Raw genomic sequence first — 17430 nt, 5'->3', positions numbered from 1 at the left:
CCGATGGCGCGCCACATGTGCGCCGCACAAGTAAGGATGGACCCATGGCTGAGAAGTTGAAGATCACGTACGCCACACTGAACGACTCCAATGAGGAGATCCATATTGGGTACGAGGCCGGCCTCGCGCAGGCTCGCGCCATGATGGGCGGCACACACGGCAACTTCATCAACGGCAGCTGGTCTACCGCGGGTGACACCTTTGTTAAGAAGTCCCCAATCGACGGCAGTGTCGTCGGCACCTTTAGTAAGGGCGACCGCAGCACCGCAAAGGCGGCGATCGCCGCGGCGAAGGCGGCGTACCCAGCCTGGTCGAAGCGACCATGGCAGGAGCGCGTCGCGCTGATTCGCGCGGCGGCCGAGCTGATCAGCGAGCGACAGTTCCTCTACTCCGCACTCCTCTCTATTGAGGTTGGCAAGAACCGCCTCGAGGCACTCGGCGACGTCGAAGAGACCGCCGACTTCTTCCGCATCTATGCGGGCGAAGTTGAGCGCAACAAGGGCTACATCCACACCATGGGGAATCTTGGTGACGCAAAGGTTGAGACGACCACCGTTCTGAAGCCGTACGGCGTCTGGGCGGTCATCAGCCCATTCAACTTCCCCTTCGCCCTGATGGGCGGTCCAGTTGGTGCCGCACTCGTTGCCGGCAACTCGGTGGTGCTGAAGCCTTCGTCAGAGGCGCCGCTCTCGGCGGTGCTGCTCGCGCAAGCGATTAGCGATGCAGGAATTCCTGCCGGTGTCTTCAACATGGTGATGGGACCAGGCGAAAGCGTCGGCGCGGAGCTGCAGGAGAACCACGATGTCTCCGGCATCACCTTCACCGGCTCAGCCGAGGTGGGCATGCAGGTCTACCGATCGTTCGCCAAGAACTATCCGAAGCCCGTCATTGTTGAGATGGGCGGGAAGAATCCAACGATCATCTCGAAGCACGCAGATCTCGAGAAGGCGGCCGAAGGGGTCCTTCGCTCTGCGTTCGGTCTCGGTGGGCAGAAGTGCTCGGCGAATAGCCGCGTCTATATCGAAGCGTCGGTTCATGACGAATTCGTGAAGCACCTCGTAGAGAAGACAAAGGCGCTGACGGTCGGCGACCCAACGGTGCGCGGCGTCTTCCTTGGGCCAATCATCAACCAGCGCTCCGTCGATACCTTTATGCAGGCTTGCGACGAGGCGAAGCGTGATGGAACGATCGAGATCGGCGGCGGTCGCCTGACCGATGGCGATCTCGCCAAGGGCTTCTACGTCACACCGACCGTGGTGACGGGCCTCCCCGCAACGCATCGCCTCTTTACGGACGAGCTCTTCACGCCGTTCGTTGCGGTGGCGAAGATCGCCTCGTTCGAAGAGGGGATCGCCCTCGCCAACGAGAGCGAGTACGCCCTCACCGCCGGTTGCTATACCGAGGATGAGGCCGAGATCAAGACCTTCCTCGACACCATTGATGGCGGGGTCATCTACGTAAACCGCCGGGTGGGCTCCACGACCGGCGCATGGCCGATGGTCCAGCCGTTTGGCGGCTGGAAGAAGTCGGGCACGACGGGGAAGTCGGGCGGTGGCCTCTACTACGTGCCGCAGTACCTGCGTGAGCAGAGCCAGACAATCGTCCGCTGAACGGGGGTTCTCCTCGTATACACTCCGCATAGAAAGCATCCATAGGAGGGGCACCATGACGATCGCCGAGAAGCCTGCAACCTGGCCAGCCACGCTGCCGCACCTCGTCACCAAGGTGCCCGGCCCAAGGGCCCTCGCCCAGGTTGCTGCCGACCAGGCCGTCGTCTCCGGAAGCCTGCCCCGCGCCTATCCGTTTGCCCCCGTACGCGGCTTTGGGATGGGCGTAGAGGATCAGGACGGGAACGTCTTCCTCGACTTCTGCGCCGGCATCGCCGTGAACTCCACGGGTCACTGCCACCCGCGTGTGGTCGACGCGATCGTGCAGCAGGCGCAGCGCCTCTTGCACTACAGCGCATCCGACTTCTACGAGCAGCGCTACCAGGAGCTCGCATCGGCACTCGCCGCATCGGCACCTTGGAAGGGGCCATCAAAGGTCCTCTTACAGAACTCAGGAACCGAAGCGGTTGAGGCCTCCATCAAGTTGGCGCGCTACATGAGCGGTCGCCAGTGGATCGTCGGTTTCGTCGGCGGCTTCCACGGACGAACCCTCGGCGCACTGACGCTGACAAATTCCAAGGCGAAGTACCACGCGCACTTTGGCCCACTGGCGCCAGGCTTCTTGCACGTGCCATTCGGCAGCGAGGGCCTCGACGAACTTGAAGAGCGCATCATTGCGCGCACCATCCCTGGCGACGAGATTGCCGCGTTCGTTGTTGAGCCGGTGCAGGGTGAGGGTGGCTACATCGTTCCCGACAAGGACTTCTTCCCGCGACTGAAGGAGATCGCCGACAAGTACTGCATCGCCATCGTTGTCGACGAGGTGCAATCAGGCATTGGTCGCACTGGCAAGATGTGGGCGATCGAAAACTTCGGCATCGAGCCCGACATCATCGCTGCGGCGAAGGGTCTCGGTTCAGGAATGCCGATTGGCGCAGTGATTGCCAAAGAGCATTGGATGCGCTGGAAGCCTGGCTCACACGGCTCTACGTTCGGTGGCAACCCAGTCGCTGCAGCTGCGGCTATCGCCACCTTGGAGGTGATTCGCGATGAGAACCTGATGCAGAACGCGATCGACCGCGGTGCACAAGCGCTCAAGGGGCTGCGCGCTGGCCTTGCGGGAAATAAGCATGTCACCGACATCCGTGGCATCGGCCTGATGATCGGCGTCGACTTCACCGATGCCGACATCGCCGGCGAGGTTGAAGTTGAGGCGTTTGAGCGCGGCCTCCTTGTGCTGACATGTGGCGACCGCGGCGTCCGCATGAGCCCACCACTCGTCGTGAACGAAGCCGAAATAAATACGGCCGTCCGCATCTTCTCTGAGGCCGCAGCGGCAGTCGCCGCACGGCACTGAGCGAGCGCCCATGCGCGGGCCTCTATCAGCGTGCGCAGGGGTGAGCAGGTGAGCACCTCGAAACTCGTCGATATGCGCACGGCGATCGCCGCGCACGTGCACGACGGCGACACGGTGGCAATTGAAGGGTTCACCCACTGCATCTCGTTTGCGGCCGGGCACGAGATCATTCGACAGAGGCGACGCAATCTGACGCTGGCGCGAATGACACCCGATCTCGTGTACGACCAGATGGTTGCTGCAGGCTGCGCCAAGAAGTTGATCTTTAGCTGGCTCGGCAATCCTGGCGTCGGTTCGCTGCATGCGATTCGTCGACGCACGGAGCCAGCCGCGCTCGCCCCCGGCGAGAGACTCCTTGAGATCGAGGAGTACAGCCATCACGGCATGGTCGGTCGCTATGTGGCGGGCGCGCACCGCCTCCCGTTCTACCCGCTGCGCAGCTACTCCGAGAGCGACCTGCCGAAGGTGAATCCGCTGATTCGCACCGTACAGAGCCCGTTTGGTGGTGAAGGGGTCTACGCCGTGCCGCCGCTCAACCCCGACGTGACGATCATCCATGCCCAGCGCGCCGACGCTGAAGGGAACGTACAGATGTGGGGCCTACTCGGCTGCCAGAAGGAGGCGGCATTCGCTGCGAAGCGCGTGATCGCCGTTGTTGAAGAGATCGTGCCAACCAGTGTGATCCGCGCCGATCCGAATCGCACCATTGCTCCTGGGCTGATCGTGAGCGCCGTAGTGTGCGAACCGTTCGGTGCGCACCCGTCGTACGTGCAAGGTTCGTACGATCGCGACAATGCCTTCTATCGCGAATGGGACACCATCAGCCGCGATGCCGCCGCCACCGAGGCGTGGCTGCAGGAGTGGGTCTACGGCGTAAAGGATCGCGCCGCCTACGTGGCGAAGTTCGGTGGCGACTACTTCAAGGGGCTCACCCCAACGAGTGCCCCATCTGGTTCGGTTGACTACGGAGACTACCGATGAGCGCGCAGCGTCCGGCGAGCAAGAGCGAGTTGATGGTCGTCGCCTCTGCGCACGCCCTGACCGGAAAGCGCGTCTGCTTCGTGGGGGTGGGCCTCCCGAACATCGCCGTGAACCTCGCCAAGCGCACCGTCGCACCAGAGATGGAGCTGGTCTACGAGGCGGGCGTCTTCGGCGCAAATCCCGCACGACTTCCACTCTCGATTGGTGACCCAACGATCGTGACCGGCTCCACCGCCACCGTCTCCATGCACGACCTCTTCGGCCTCTACCTGCAGGGGGGTCGCATCGATGTGGGCTTCCTCGGCGGCGCGCAGATCGATCGATTCGGCAACTTGAACACGACGGTGATCGGCGACTACGCGGCACCGAAGACGCGCCTCCCTGGGTCGGGTGGCGCATGCGAGATCGCGATCAACGCCAAAGAGATTCTGGTGATCATGCGCCAGAGCACGCGCAGCTTTGTGAAGGAGCTCGACTTCCGCACCTCGCCTGGCAATCTTGGCGGCGCCGTCGCGGCGGCAAAGACGCGCGCGGCGCAGGGCTGGGGCGGCAGTGGACCATCGGGCGTTATCACCGATCTCGGCGTTTATGGATTCGACGACGACGGTGAGATGGCGCTGCGCAGCCTGCATCCGGGCGCAACCCTTGATGAGGTGCGTGCATCGATCGGTTGGGAGATCCGCATCCCGCAGAGCTTCCCCGCCACGCCGACGCCGACCGACGAGGAGCTGCGCCTGATCCGCGAAGAGCTCGATTCGACCGGGGCATACGTCTCGTGAGTAGCGGCAAGATCTTCAGCCGCGGCGGTCCCGCGCTCCCCATCGCCGCCTCTGGTGATGGTGCCTACATTTCCGACACGTCGGGGCGTCGCTACCTCGATGCCGCAGGCGGCGCCATTGTTGTGGGGATCGGCCACGGCCGACGCGCCGTTGCCGACGCCGCAGCGGCAGAGATGGCAAAGATCGCCTACGCCCACGGGAGCGCCTTCACCGCCGAGGCGCTCGACGCCTGGGCGAGTGAGATTGGTCCACTTCTACCAATGAAAGACCCGTCGCTCTACCCGGTCTCTGGCGGTTCGGAGGCTGCGGAGACGGCGCTCAAAATGGTGCGCGCCTACTGGCTGGCGCAGGGTGAACCCAATCGCACCGTGGTGGTGAGCCGCTGGGGGAGTTATCACGGCAACACCCTTGGTGCCCTCGACCTCTCCGGCCGCACTGGTTTGCGCCGACCGTATGAGCCTTGGCTCGGGCGCTTTGAGCATGTCTCGGCCCCGTATTCGTATCGTGCTGGTCTCGACGGCGCCAACGCGATTGCCAGCGGCGCCGAGGCGGTCGCCGAACTTGACGCGCTGCTAAGCCGCGTTGGCCCAGGACGCATCGCCGCCTTCGTTGCCGAGCCGATCGTTGGCGCAACGCTCGCCGCCGCCGTCCCACCCGACGATTACTGGCCAGCGGTCAGCGCCTGGTGCGCGCGCAACAAGGTGCTGCTCATTGCCGATGAGGTGATGACTGGATTCGGCAGAACTGGAACCTGGTTCGGCGTGAATCACTGGGACCTGCAGCCGGACCTGCTGCTCGCCGCAAAGGGAGTCACGAGTGGCTATTGGCCGTTTGGCTTTGTTGCAGCAGCCGGCCACGTAGCTGAGCCGATCTTGGCGAGCGGCTTCGTTCACGGCTTCACCTATAGCCACTCGATTCCTGGAGCCGCCGTCGCGCGCTCTGTGCTGAAGATTCTGCGCGACGAGAACCTTATTGAGGCCGCCGCCGCAAAGGGTGATCAGCTCCGCTCGGCGCTCAGCGAAGAACTCGCTCATGATGCGTGGGTCGGCGAGATTCGCGGGCGTGGACTTCTGCTCGGCATCGAACTTGTTGCCGACCGCGGGAACAAGGCTCCGCATGCGCGTGCCAAGCGCGTCACCGAGCGCGTGTTGGCGCACGCCAAGAACGCGGCCGATGTTGGCCTGCTGCTCTATAGCGCCACGGGCCAGGCCAACGGCGTAGACGGCGACCAAATTGTGATCGGTCCACCGTTCGTCATTGGCGACGAGGAGATTGCGCGCATCGCGCGCGGGACCGCCGCAGCGATCCGCGCGGTACGCGACGAGGCTTAGGCGTTAATCGAGAGGGTGATCTCGACGTTCCCTGCGAGCGCTGCTGATATTGGGCAGCCGCCCTTCGCCCCTTCGGCAAGCTCCGCAAACTTCGCAGCATCAAGACCCGGAACATCGCCCTTGAGGGTGAGCGCCGACTTCGTTACGCGCCAACCCGCCTCGACCTTTTCAAAGGTCACGGTCGCCGAAACGTCGAGCTGCTTGGCCGGAGTTTCGTTGCGCGCCAGGCCGCCCGAGAGCGCCATTGCGAAGCAGGATGCGTGTGCTGCAGCGAGCAACTCTTCTGGAGAGGTTGATCCATCGTGCGCCTCTGATCGTCGCGGCCAACTCACTGGCAGTGTGCCGATCGCACCGCTCTCAAACGAGGTGATGGCCCCAGAGCCCTCGAGAAGTGTGCCGTTCCATGTGGCGGTAGCCGTTCGCGTGGTCATGATTAACCCCCCTTAATACGTTTTTAGCCCCGCAGCATCATCGGCGGGATTCCGCGATACTACGCCTGTTGGGCATTGTTGCCCACTCCAATCGGTGAAATAGAGGGAGGCTCCATGTTTTTCCTGACCAGGCTCGCGGTCGCTCGACGCAGCGTGACCATTTTGATCGCACTCGCAGTCTTCGGCGGGGGCGTGGCGAGCTGGGGGAGCCTGAAGCAGGAGTTGCTTCCAAACATCGACTTCCCAATCATCACCGTGATCGCGCCATACCCGGGCGCAGGCACCGCCGACGTTGCCGAGCAGGTGGCCGCGCCGATTGAGGCCGCTGTGGCCTCAGTTGCAGGCGTCGAGTCGCTCCGCTCAGTCTCAACGACCGGACTGGGCTTCGTCTCCGCCCAATTTGCCTACGGGAGTGACGTCAAGGAGATCCTGCGCCAGATTGAGGCCGCGATCGACGGTTCGCGCCTCCCCGCTGGCGTTACGCCAGTGGTTCGCAACTTCAACATCAACTCTGCTGCCGTTGTCATCGCCACACTGACCCCAAAGGGCGACACGACGTTGACGGAGCTGGCAACGCTTGCGCAGGGCGAGCTGATGCCGAGCCTCCGCGGCATCAGCGGCATCTCGGCCGCCGATCTCTCGGGTGGCAGTGAGACCCAGGCCTACATTCAACTTGACGCAGCAAAGCTCGCCGCCACGGGCGTCAGCATGTCGCAGGTTCAGGGCGTGATTCAGGCGAACAACCTGACCTATCCGGGTGGCCAGCTCCCAATGGGCAGCACCCTCGTGCCCGTGTCGGCCACTGGCCGCTTCACCTCAGTTGCCGACCTTGAGAACCTCATCGTTGGTGGCGGAGTGACGCCAGCGGGTCAGCCGTACCCCGTTTTTCTGAAAAATGTTGCGACCGTATCGCTCGCCGAAGTGCGCACCACCGGCTGGTCTGAGACGAACGGCACCCCTGGTCTAACCATCAGCGTGAGCAAGTCGGCTGATGCCAATACGGTCACCACCGCCCAGGAATCGATTGCCGCCATTGAGAAGTTTGCCGAGGCACACTCGGCCCAGGTGAAGGAGTCGGTCGTTACCGACGCGTCGATCTTCATCCTGGAATCAATCGACTCGCTCTTGCAGGAGGGTGGCCTCGGTGCCGCCTTCGCCGTCGTCGTCATCTTCGTCTTCCTGCTGAACCTCCGCTCAACCATCGTTGCTGCGGTGAGCATTCCGCTGAGCGTCTTGTCGGCAATTATCCTGATGTCAACGACCGGCATCACCATCAACATCATGACTCTCGGCGGACTCGCCGTTGCGGTCGGTCGAGTCGTCGACGACTCCATCGTGGTCCTCGAGAACATCTATCGGCACCGCAGCCAAGGGGAGCCCATCGGCGAAGCGGTGCTCAACGGCACGCGCGAGGTTGCCTCGGCGATCACCAGTTCGACCATCACGACGATTGCGGTCTTCTTGCCGCTCGGCGTCGTGGGCGGCCTGATCAGCCAGTTCTTCCTCCCCTTCGCACTCACCGTTACCTATGCCCTGCTCGCATCGCTGATCGTTGCGCTCACAGTGATCCCAGTGCTCGCCTACTTCCTGGTGAAGGTGAAGGGCGCTAAGGCAACCATTCCGTACGCGGTTGATACCGACCACGAAGAGATCTCCATCTGGGGACGCCTCTATCTCCCAGTGCTCGGACTTGCGCTGCGTCGTCGCGCGACGAAGCTCGTCACGCTGCTCATCGCGTTCAGCCTCTTCCTTGGGGCAACCTCGCTCGCAGGCTCCATTCCAACCCAGTTCTTGAACAGCGGAAGCGAGAAGGTGCTCACCGTGACGGTGAATCCGCCACTCGGCACCTCCACAGAGCGCGTCCTCACGCGTAGCCGCGCTGCTTACGAGATCCTCGCCAAGGACCAAACGGTTGAGTTGGTAACGACCTCGATTCCGAGCGCGGATTCAACAGGCACGCAAACGCTCGTCGCCGCGACAACCGGCCGAGCGCCAAATGCCGCCCGAATGACCGTCGTTCTTAGTGCTGATACAGACCTTGCCAAAGCGAAGACGCGCCTGGCAGAATCGCTCGCAGAGGTGGGCACCCAGGGATGGACCGTGACGATTGAGGAGATTGGCTTTGCAGCCGGCTCCAACGCCATCTCGGTCATTGTTACTGGTGAACGCGCCGCTGACGTAGAGGCCGCATCGGACCTCCTCGTTGCAACGCTGGCCTCGAACGGCGACCTCGCAAACGTCAAGAGCGATCTCGTAAAGGCTGGCCGCCAGATTGAGATCACCGTCAACCCATCAGCGGCCGCGATGGCCGGCCTCTCAGCGGCGCAGGTCGCTGGCGAGGTGCGCAATCTCCTGGTCGGTTCGCAGCTCGGACAGATCACGATTGACGGCTCCAAGGTGAACCTATCCATGAAGATTGACAGCAGCTCCATCAGTGACATTGCCCAGCTCGGTGCGTACCTGGTTGGCGGCGCCAATAAGGTGCCGCTCAGCAGCATCGCAACGATTGAAGAGCTATCCGTTCCATCAAGCATTACGCGCATCGACCAGGCGCTCGCCGCAAACGTGAGCGGCGAGATCGCGGTCGCCGACACCGGCGCCGTGAACACCGCCGTGAAGACAGCGGTTACCGAACTGCAGGACGCAGGGAAGCTGAGCAAGGTCGACGTGCGCCTTGCCGGCGTGACGGAGCAGCAGAACGAGTCGTTCAGTGGCCTCTTCACCGCCATGGCCGTCGCAATCCTGCTCGTCTACCTGACCATGGTGTTGGTCTTCAACTCGCTTGTTGATCCGCTCGTGATCATGTTCAGCCTGCCACTCGCCGTGATCGGTGCCTTCCCGGCACTGCTGATCACCAATCGCCCGATTGGCATCTCGGCACTCATCGGCTTCTTGATGCTCATCGGTATCGTGGTAACGAATGCCATCGTGCTGCTCGACCGCGTTGAGCAGCTACGCCACGAGGGGGTCCCAACGAAGGATGCCCTTCTGCGCGCCGGCGCAACACGCGTTCGCCCGATCTTGATGACGGCGGTCGCCACGATCTTGGCGCTCCTGCCGCTCGCAGCAGGGCCGAGCGAGGGCTCGATCATCGCCGCCGAGCTCGGCACGGTGGTGATTGGCGGACTCCTCTCATCGACGCTCCTCACCCTGCTCGTGGTGCCAGTGGTGTACAGCCTTATCGACGGGCTCAAGGAGAGCCTCTCACGCGGCAAGCGGGCGAAGGCCGCCTAAATAGGGGTCCCGAAGCCAATCCTGATAGAATCAGTCGGGATTACCCCACAGAGTCCAGCAGGGAAGAGGAGGCTCCATGACGATCGCCAAGGAGACGGTTCGCGACGAACGAGAGCAGTACGCCTTCCACGATGACATCACCTACCTGCGCGAGACGAAGGCCGGCCTGACCGAGGCCACGGTTCGGGAGATCTCCGAGACGAAGGATGAGCCAGCCTGGATGCTGGAGTATCGCCTCCGCGCCTACAAGCACTTTGAGGCCCGTGCGATGCCGATGTGGGGCGGCGACCTCACGAAGCTCGACTTCTCGAAGATCGTCTACTACCGCAAGCCATCTGAGCGAGAAGAGAAGTCGTGGGACGACGTCCCCGACCAGATCAAGAAGACCTTCGAGCGACTCGGCATCCCTGAGGCGGAGCGCAAGTTCCTTTCGGGCGTTGGCGCGCAGTACGACTCCGAAGTCGTCTACCACTCCGTACGCGAAGACCTGCAGAAGCTCGGCGTCGTCTTCATGGGTACCGATCAGGGGATGAAGGAGTACCCAGAGATCTTCAAGAAGTACTTCGGCACCGTGATCCCAGCTGAAGACAACAAATTCGCCGCCCTCAACTCGGCCGTCTGGTCGGGCGGCTCGTTCGTCTATGTGCCGAAGGGTGTCGAAGTGCCGCTTCCGCTGCAGGCCTACTTCCGCATCAATGGACAGAACACCGGACAGTTCGAGCGCACCCTGATCGTTGTTGATGAGGGTGCAAGCCTGCACTACATCGAGGGCTGCACCGCGCCAAACTGGGCAACCGACTCACTGCACGTTGCCGTCGTTGAGGTGATCGCACTTCCGGGTGCCAAGGTTCGCTACACCACGATTCAGAACTGGTCAAACGATGTCTACAACCTGGTGACGAAGCGGGCGCACGCGCACGCTGGTGCCACCGTTGAGTGGATTGACGCCAACACGGGCGCACAGCTCACCATGAAGTACCCAGGCATCTACCTGCTTGGCGAGAAGGCGCACGCCGAAATCGTCTCTGTCGCTGTCGCCTCAAAGGGTCAGCGTCAAGACACCGGCGCGAAGGCAATACACCTCGCGGCCAACACCACGAGTCGAATTGTTGGCAAGTCGGTCTGCAAGGACGGCGGCGTGGCAACGTACCGCGGCACGGTCCGCGTGGCGCCTGGCGCAACCGGTGTCACCACCAGCGTGCGCTGCGATGCACTGATCCTCGATGAGGGGAGCCGCTCCGAAACATATCCGTACATCGATATTCAAGAGGACGACACTTCGATGAGCCACGAGGCGACTGTCGGGCGCGTCTCCGATGATCAGATCTTCTATCTGATGAGCCGTGGGATGACGGAGAACGAGGCAACGAATTTGATCGTGCAGGGCTTCCTTGAGGTCTTCACCAAGGAGTTGCCGATGGAGTACGCCCTTGAGTTCAATCGCCTGATTCGACTCGAGATGGAGGGGGCCCTCGGGTGACCCGTCGCGCTCTAGCTGATCTCCCCCTCGAGTGGGCGACAACCGACATGATCACCACGCTCAGTCCAGGGGGCGCTGGCTTAGCTGAGCGCACGGCGGCACTCGCCGCGTTTCACGCCCTGCCAACGGAGTCGAACCTGCTCTTCACCGGATACGTCGACATGCGAGCGGCAGAGGTAGAGCGCGCCGCGCCCGCCCCGCTCCCACAAGAGATTCGTTCCCTACCCGGCACTGCGCTGCCAGAGGGCGCCGCTGCACTGATTGAGATTTCGAGCGCAGGTGTCGGCGCCTACCTTGGTGCGGAGGCCATCGCCGCGGGCTTGAGCGCCACGCCGCTCAGTCCATCCACACCGATGGGTGGCGCCAGCGAGGACCGCACCGCCGCGCTCGTCGCCGCACTCTGGAACACCGGCGTCTCGATCACGCTCAACGCCGGTCGCCTGAGCGCACCGATCGTGATTCGCGTCGTCGCCCCAGAGTCTGGCTCCTCACTTCTTGCCCGCATCGCCGTGCAGCTTGGCGATGGCGCACAGGCCTCGATCGTCGAAGAGATCAGCGGCAGCGCCGCCGTGCCCGGCGTCGCCACCTCACTCTTGGCGATCAGTAGTGAGATCACGCTCGGCGCCCGCGCATCGTTGGCGCTCTCATCCATTCAAGACCTCCCTGAAGACCGTGCCTATGTGACGGTTCGTCGCCACACCTTTGGCGAGAAGGCGCAGCTACAGCTCACCGTTGCACAGGTCGGCGCACGCCTGGTGCGCGGGCGCATCGATCACCTCCTTTCGGGCGATGGATCTGGTGTTCGCCAGGTTGAGGTGGTCTTCGGCGCCGGCGATCAGATTCACGACCTCACCACCTACAGCCTGCACTCCGGCCAGAAGACGGTCGGCGACCTGTTGGCGAAGGGTGTGTTTGCCGGGAACGCGCGCGGCTACATCAAGGGGGTCACGACGATTCCGCGCAGTGGACGTGGCACCAACTCGTATCTCGGTGAGTTCGGCATGCTCCTCTCGAAGACGGCGCGCAGCGTGGCGATCCCATCACTCTGGATTGACCAGCCTGACTGCGAGCGCGCGGCGCACGGGAGCTCCGTTGGGCCAATCGATCCCGCCCAGATCTTCTACCTCCGCTCGCGCGGGCTGACCGATGCCGAAGCGCGCCGCACCATCGTGATGGGATTCCTCGAGCCCGTCGTTGCTGCACTCCCGCTCGATGCCGACGCTGAGCGCCTGCGAGAGGTGCTTGCAGCGAAGCTTGATGCCGCGCTGGCGAAGCAGCCTGCGGCGCTCGCCTCTTAAACGGCGCAGATGCCAGCAGAGCGCCTCTTCCCCGCCGTAGAACTTCCTGACGGCACGATGCGCCTTGCGTGGCCAGGCGGCGCGGCCATCCTGGTGGTGAATCGTGGCGGCAAGCTGCTAGCGGTCGACGGCGTTTGCACCCACGAGTATTGCGAGCTGGATCGCGGCTTTCTCTCGCCAGCCACCGTTGACCGGCCCACGGTGACCTGCCCCCTGCACCTCTCGCGATTTGACCTCGAGAGCGGGGAGCCGCTCGATCCACCGGCCGAGATTCCGCTCGGGGTTCATGTGGTGAGCGTCGACGATCAGGGGTGGGTGGTGCTTCAGACCTAGCCCTGCGCAGCGCGCTACGATGAGGGCGACGCGCACCAAATGCGCAAGAGGGGAGCCCCAATGCAAGAGATCAAGGATCGCGCCGCAAGCATCGCTGGCCTCGCCTTAGAGTGCGACGCAATCTTCTTGTACGACGCCCTCGCCAAGATCGAGAAGGATCCTGCGCGGCGCAGCGCCTTTGAGCGCATCGCCACAAGTGAGCGCCGCCACGCCGCCATCTGGGAGGCGAAGCTCCTCAGCCTCGGCGAGCAGGTGCCTGCCAGCAAGCGCCCAAGTTGGCGCGTGCGCCAGATCACGCTCCTCGCTCGACTCTTCGGCACACGTGCCGTGAGTGACATGGTCAAGGCACTCGAAGGGTACGAAGAGGAGATCTACGGCGCCCACAGCGACGTTGCAGAGGTCACCGATATTGCCGCCGATGAGGCGAAGCACGCCGACATCTGGCGCGAACTCGATGCTGGCAAGAGCGAGGGTGCATATCGCGCTGGGCTCGCTGAGACGAAGGCGCGGGAGCCGTGGCACCGCGCCGGCAACAGCGGCACGCTGCGAGCGACCATCTTCGGCGTCTCCGACGGGCTTGTCTCTAATGCCGCCTTGGTGATGGGCATCGCCGGAGCAACCACAGCCAGTGGCCAGGGTGACTTCGTGGTGCTTGCCGGTGTCGCCGGCCTCCTTGCCGGTGCGTTCAGCATGGGCGCGGGCGAGTACGTATCGATGCGCAGTCAGACCGAGCTCCTTGAGCGCCAGATCGAACTGGAGCGCGCAGAGCTCGAGGCGATGCCTGAAGAGGAGGAGGCCGAGATCGTAGCGATCTATCAGGCGCGCGGCTTCCCCGATGAGGAGGCAAAGTCAATCGCCAAGCGCCTGATGGCCGATCCGAAGATTGCACTTGAGACGCTCGTTCGCGAAGAGCTCGGCCTGGACCCAGAGCAGCTTGGATCACCTTGGGGTGCATCCATCGGGTCGTTTATCGCCTTTGCGATCGGTGCATTTGTGCCGCTCTTGCCGTTCATCCTACTGGACGGCTCCACCGCACTCTTGATCAGCATCGCCTTGACGGCGGCCGCGCTCTTCGGTGTTGGCGCCGCGGTGAGCCTGTTGACTGGAAAGTCTGCAATCTATACAGGGCTACGCCAGCTCGCCATCGGCGCCGCAGCGGCAGCCATCACCTACGCCGTTGGATCGCTCATCGGGGTCAACATCTAAATGTTCCCGCTGCCGCCTGATCCGGTACTCATCGCGCTCGGACCACTCGCCATTCGCTGGTACGGCGTGCTGTACGCCGTAGGCCTGCTGGTGGCTTATCTCTTCATGGTGCGCGAGGCGCGTCGTCGCTCGTTGAACGAGAAGCTCATCCTTGACGGGCTGATCATCATCTCCATTGCGGCACTTGCTGGAGGCCGCCTCTATCACGTGATCGATGCGTGGGACCGCCTCTATGCGGCAAATCCCATTGCCGCGATCATCCCGCCGTATGAGGGGCTTGGGGCACCAGGTGGACTCATCACGGGAGCCATCGCCCTCGTTGTGATCTTGCGCCGCTGGCGCCAAGAGCCGTGGGGCTGGGTCGACGTTGCTGGTCCGGCGATCCTGGTGATGCAGGCGATTGCGCGCTGGGGAAACTGGTTCAACCAGGAGCTCTACGGCACACCGACCGATCTTCCCTGGGGGCTCGCGATTGACTGCGTCCATCGTGCGATCAGCGTCTCGTGCGCAACCATCGGCGACGCAGCTACGTTCCATCCGCTCTTCCTTTACGAGTCGCTATCGGGTCTGGCGGGCGCACTGATCCTCCCCGCGCTCGGGCAGCGGCTCAAGGGGCATCTGCTTCCCGGCATGGTCGGCCTCGGCGCCGTCGCCTGGTACAGCGTGACCCGCCTCGCCCTCGAGGGCCTTCGACTCGAGAATTGGCGGGTGGGCGGCATTGCAACCGCCTACTTCGTGATGGGGGCGGTCTTACTGGCCACCCTGGCCGTCGCGATCGTGCGCCTGCGAACTGCCGCCCCCGCCAAGAAGCGGCGCCAGCGGTAGGATCAGCGTGCTCGGCGACACCGCCGAGGGAGGAGGGCTCATGGCCAAGATTCAGCGTCGCAAGGTCACCGTTATTGGCGCAGGGAACGTTGGCGCCACAACTGCACAGCGCATCGCTGAATCCGGGCTCGCCGATGTCGTCCTGATTGACATCGTTGAGGGGCTCCCACAGGGGAAGGGGCTCGACCTTGCCGAGGCGGCTCCGATCGTGGGTCACGACGCCCACATCATCGGCACCAATAACTACGACGACACGGCGAACTCCGATGTGATCGTGGTCACCAGCGGCATTGCCCGCAAGCCGGGGATGAGCCGCGACGATCTGCTGAACACCAACGCTGGCATTGTTCGCAGCGTTGTGACCGAATCTACCAAGCGTTCCCCCGACGCCATCTTGGTTGTCGTCACCAATCCGCTCGATGCGATGTGTCACGTAGCGCTGAAGGCCTCGGGCTTCCCGAAGCATCGAGTGATCGGCATGGCCGGTACCCTCGACTCCGCTCGCTATCGCACATTCATTGCCGCTGAGGCTGGTGTGAGCGTTGAGGATGTGCGGGCGTTCGTGCTTGGCGGCCACGGCGACACGATGGTGCCACTGCCGCGCTACTCATCGATTGGCGGCATTCCGCTGCCAGAGTTCCTCGCTGCAGATCGCATCGAGGCGATCGTCAAGCGCACTCGCAGCGGTGGCGCGGAGATCGTTGAGCTACTGAAGACCGGCTCGGCCTACTACGCGCCAGCCGCCGCGACCTTTGAAGTGGTGGAGAGCATCCTGCTTGACCGCCGTCGGTTGATTCCGTGTGCCGCGCTCCTGGAGGGCGAATACGGCGTGAACGGACTCTACGTAGGGGTCCCTGTCGTGATTGGCGGGAACGGCATCGAGAAGATCATTGAGATCACGCTCACGGTTGATGAGTCGGCCGCCTTCCAGCGCTCTGCAGATGCGGTGAAAGAGCTCGTCGATCTGCTCTAGCGCCAGCGGCGCTCTCGTTTAGAACCAGCGAGCGGTGATGACCTTCTTCGTAGTGTAGAACTCCACCCCATCGCGACCGGTCGCGTGCAGGTCGCCGAAGAAGCTCTTGCGTCGACCGCTGAACGGGAAGAAGGCCATTGGGGCGGCAACACCCACATTTACGCCGAGCATCCCCGAGGTTGCCTTGCGCTTGAACTCGCGCGCCGCAGAGCCGGAGGCGGTGTAGATGCTCGCGGCATTGCCGTACTCGTTCGTCTCGGCCATCAGGCGGAGTGCCTCATCAAGGTCCTTGGCGTAGAGCACGGAGAGGACCGGCCCGAAGAGCTCCTCGCGTGCGAGCGGCGACGTTGGTGTGATCTCAAGCAGCGTTGGGCCAACGAAGTAGCCCTTTGCAGGGCCGGTGCCGCGTCCGTCACGCAGCATCTTGGCGCCAGCGGCGACCCCTTCGTCGACCAGTCGGTGAATGCGCTCGCGCGCCTCGCCGCGAATCACGGGACCGAGCGAGATGCCAGCATCAAGGCCGAATCCCATCTTGAGCGTGTCGGCGTGCTCAAGGAGTCGCGGCAGCATACGTTCGCGCGCCTCACCAACAAGGGTGAGCACGGAGCCTGCAAGGCAGCGCTGCCCCGCATTGCCGAAGGCAGACTCCGCGATGTTCGGCACGCTCTGGTCAAGCACGGCGTCGGGCATGGCGATGATGTGATTCTTTGCGCCACCGAGCGCCTGCACGCGCTTGCCACTCTTAGCCGCCGTCTCGTAGACAATGCGCGCCACGCGCTCTGAGCCGACGAAGCTGATCGCATCAACACCTGGGCTCGTGATCAGGCTGGTGACCGTCTCAACGGCGCCATGCACCAAGCCGACAACGCCCGCCGGAATGCCGGCCTCTTCGCAGATCTCAATGATGCGCTGCGCCGAGATTGGGGTGCGCTCGGACGGCTTCAAGATGAAGGAGTTACCGCAGGCGATCGCGAGTGGCAGCATCCACATGGGAACCATGAATGGGAAGTTGAACGGCGTGATGCCCGCGACGACACCGACGGGGAAGCGCACCATCTCGGAGTCGATGCCGCGCGAGACCTGGTCGAGGTTCTGGCCCATCAGGAGCGTTGGGGCGCCACAGGCAAAGTCAACGACCTCAATGCCGCGGCGCACCTCGCCGGTGGCATCGCTCAGCACCTTCCCGTTCTCGGTGGTGACGAGCTTGGCGAGCGCCTCGCGGTTGTCGAGCATCGCCTCGCGCAGCTTGAAGAGGTAACCGGCGCGCTCTGGTGGCGGCATCTCCCCCCACTCGAAGGCGGCGGCTCGGGCCGCGTCCACGGCAGCCTGCACGTCGGCGGCATTGGAGAGGGGCACGTAGGCGAGGGGGGCCTCGGTTGCCGGGTTTGGCACCACCAGCCGCTCGCTCGAAGAGGAGGCGACCCAGTGCCCGTTGATGAAGTTCTTTAGGGTGGCCGGGGCGCTCTGTGCGGCCAAGCTTTCAATAGTTGTTCCCATGGCGAGATTCTCGCCGATCTGCGCCCCGAGCGCAGCCCACGGTGTGATTGTCTCGCGCCACGCACCACCAGAAGGGGGGTATCCTGAGGGGTAAGAGG

Annotated in this window: 14 protein-coding genes; 12 read left to right on the top strand and 2 right to left on the bottom strand. The window is 63.4% G+C overall.

Annotated features, from left to right (window positions below; all coding sequences use genetic code 11):
• Positions 1–44 precede the first annotated feature (44 nt).
• The 5 genes from AC3LB0_RS04635 to AC3LB0_RS04615 all read left to right on the top strand — a co-directional run bounded on the left by AC3LB0_RS04635 (position 45) and on the right by AC3LB0_RS04615 (position 6055).
• Positions 45–1610: an aldehyde dehydrogenase family protein gene (locus AC3LB0_RS04635; protein ID WP_488649995.1), complete on the top strand. Its 1566-nt coding sequence runs from the start codon at positions 45–47 to the stop codon at positions 1608–1610.
• A 55-nt stretch (positions 1611–1665) separates the two neighbouring features.
• A complete protein-coding gene (locus AC3LB0_RS04630) occupies positions 1666–2964 on the top strand; it encodes an aminotransferase class III-fold pyridoxal phosphate-dependent enzyme (RefSeq protein ID WP_488649994.1) in 1299 nt (432 codons plus the stop codon).
• A gap of 72 nt (positions 2965–3036) precedes the next feature.
• The gene (locus AC3LB0_RS04625) at positions 3037–3945 is read left to right on the top strand and encodes a CoA transferase subunit A (protein ID WP_488650042.1); all 909 of its coding nucleotides are present in this window, start codon (positions 3037–3039) and stop codon (positions 3943–3945) included.
• A complete protein-coding gene (locus AC3LB0_RS04620; protein WP_488649993.1) occupies positions 3942–4724 on the top strand; it encodes a CoA-transferase subunit beta in 783 nt (260 codons plus the stop codon). Before AC3LB0_RS04625 ends, AC3LB0_RS04620 begins: the two co-directional genes overlap by 4 nt.
• Positions 4721–6055: an aminotransferase family protein gene (locus tag AC3LB0_RS04615; protein WP_488649992.1), complete on the top strand. Its 1335-nt coding sequence runs from the start codon at positions 4721–4723 to the stop codon at positions 6053–6055. The genes AC3LB0_RS04620 and AC3LB0_RS04615 overlap by 4 nt, the downstream gene beginning before the upstream one ends.
• Here the strand turns inward: AC3LB0_RS04615 and AC3LB0_RS04610 are convergent.
• Positions 6052–6486, bottom strand: coding sequence for an OsmC family peroxiredoxin (locus AC3LB0_RS04610; RefSeq protein WP_488649991.1), 435 nt, complete (start codon positions 6484–6486; stop codon positions 6052–6054). The genes AC3LB0_RS04615 and AC3LB0_RS04610 overlap by 4 nt on opposite strands.
• Positions 6487–6600: 114 nt before the next feature.
• Between AC3LB0_RS04610 and AC3LB0_RS04605 the strand changes: the two genes are divergently transcribed.
• From AC3LB0_RS04605 to mdh, 7 genes are all read left to right on the top strand, one after another.
• Complete coding sequence (locus tag AC3LB0_RS04605; protein WP_488649990.1) at positions 6601–9720, top strand: efflux RND transporter permease subunit; 3120 nt, start codon at positions 6601–6603, stop codon at positions 9718–9720.
• Positions 9721–9802: 82 nt separating this feature from the next.
• The gene (gene sufB / locus AC3LB0_RS04600; RefSeq protein WP_488650041.1) at positions 9803–11200 is read left to right on the top strand and encodes a Fe-S cluster assembly protein SufB; all 1398 of its coding nucleotides are present in this window, start codon (positions 9803–9805) and stop codon (positions 11198–11200) included.
• Entirely contained in the window at positions 11197–12498 is a 1302-nt protein-coding gene (locus AC3LB0_RS04595) for a SufD family Fe-S cluster assembly protein (RefSeq protein ID WP_488649989.1), read from the top strand. The genes sufB and AC3LB0_RS04595 overlap by 4 nt, the downstream gene beginning before the upstream one ends.
• Before the next feature lie 9 nt (positions 12499–12507).
• Positions 12508–12831, top strand: a complete 324-nt coding sequence (locus AC3LB0_RS04590) for a Rieske (2Fe-2S) protein (RefSeq protein ID WP_488649988.1) — start codon at positions 12508–12510, stop codon at positions 12829–12831.
• A 39-nt stretch (positions 12832–12870) separates the two neighbouring features.
• Positions 12871–14037 carry a VIT1/CCC1 transporter family protein gene (locus AC3LB0_RS04585; protein ID WP_488649987.1) on the top strand — a complete coding sequence of 389 codons (1167 nt, stop codon included), beginning with the start codon at positions 12871–12873 and terminating at the stop codon, positions 14035–14037.
• Complete coding sequence (gene lgt, locus AC3LB0_RS04580; protein ID WP_488649986.1) at positions 14038–14862, top strand: prolipoprotein diacylglyceryl transferase; 825 nt, start codon at positions 14038–14040, stop codon at positions 14860–14862.
• A 40-nt stretch (positions 14863–14902) separates the two neighbouring features.
• Complete coding sequence (mdh, locus tag AC3LB0_RS04575) at positions 14903–15835, top strand: malate dehydrogenase (RefSeq protein ID WP_488649985.1); 933 nt, start codon at positions 14903–14905, stop codon at positions 15833–15835.
• An 18-nt stretch (positions 15836–15853) separates the two neighbouring features.
• On the opposite strand, the gene AC3LB0_RS04570 is transcribed toward mdh, so the two are convergent.
• On the bottom strand, positions 15854–17332 hold the full coding sequence (locus AC3LB0_RS04570; RefSeq protein WP_488649984.1) for a CoA-acylating methylmalonate-semialdehyde dehydrogenase: 1479 nt from the start codon (positions 17330–17332) through the stop codon (positions 15854–15856).
• Positions 17333–17430: the final 98 nt, after the last annotated feature.

It is taken from the genome of Candidatus Limnocylindrus sp. (genome assembly GCF_040397235.1).
Taxonomy (GTDB): Bacteria; Chloroflexota; Limnocylindria; order Limnocylindrales; family Limnocylindraceae; genus Limnocylindrus.
This window is presented reverse-complemented; position numbering and strand designations above follow the sequence as displayed.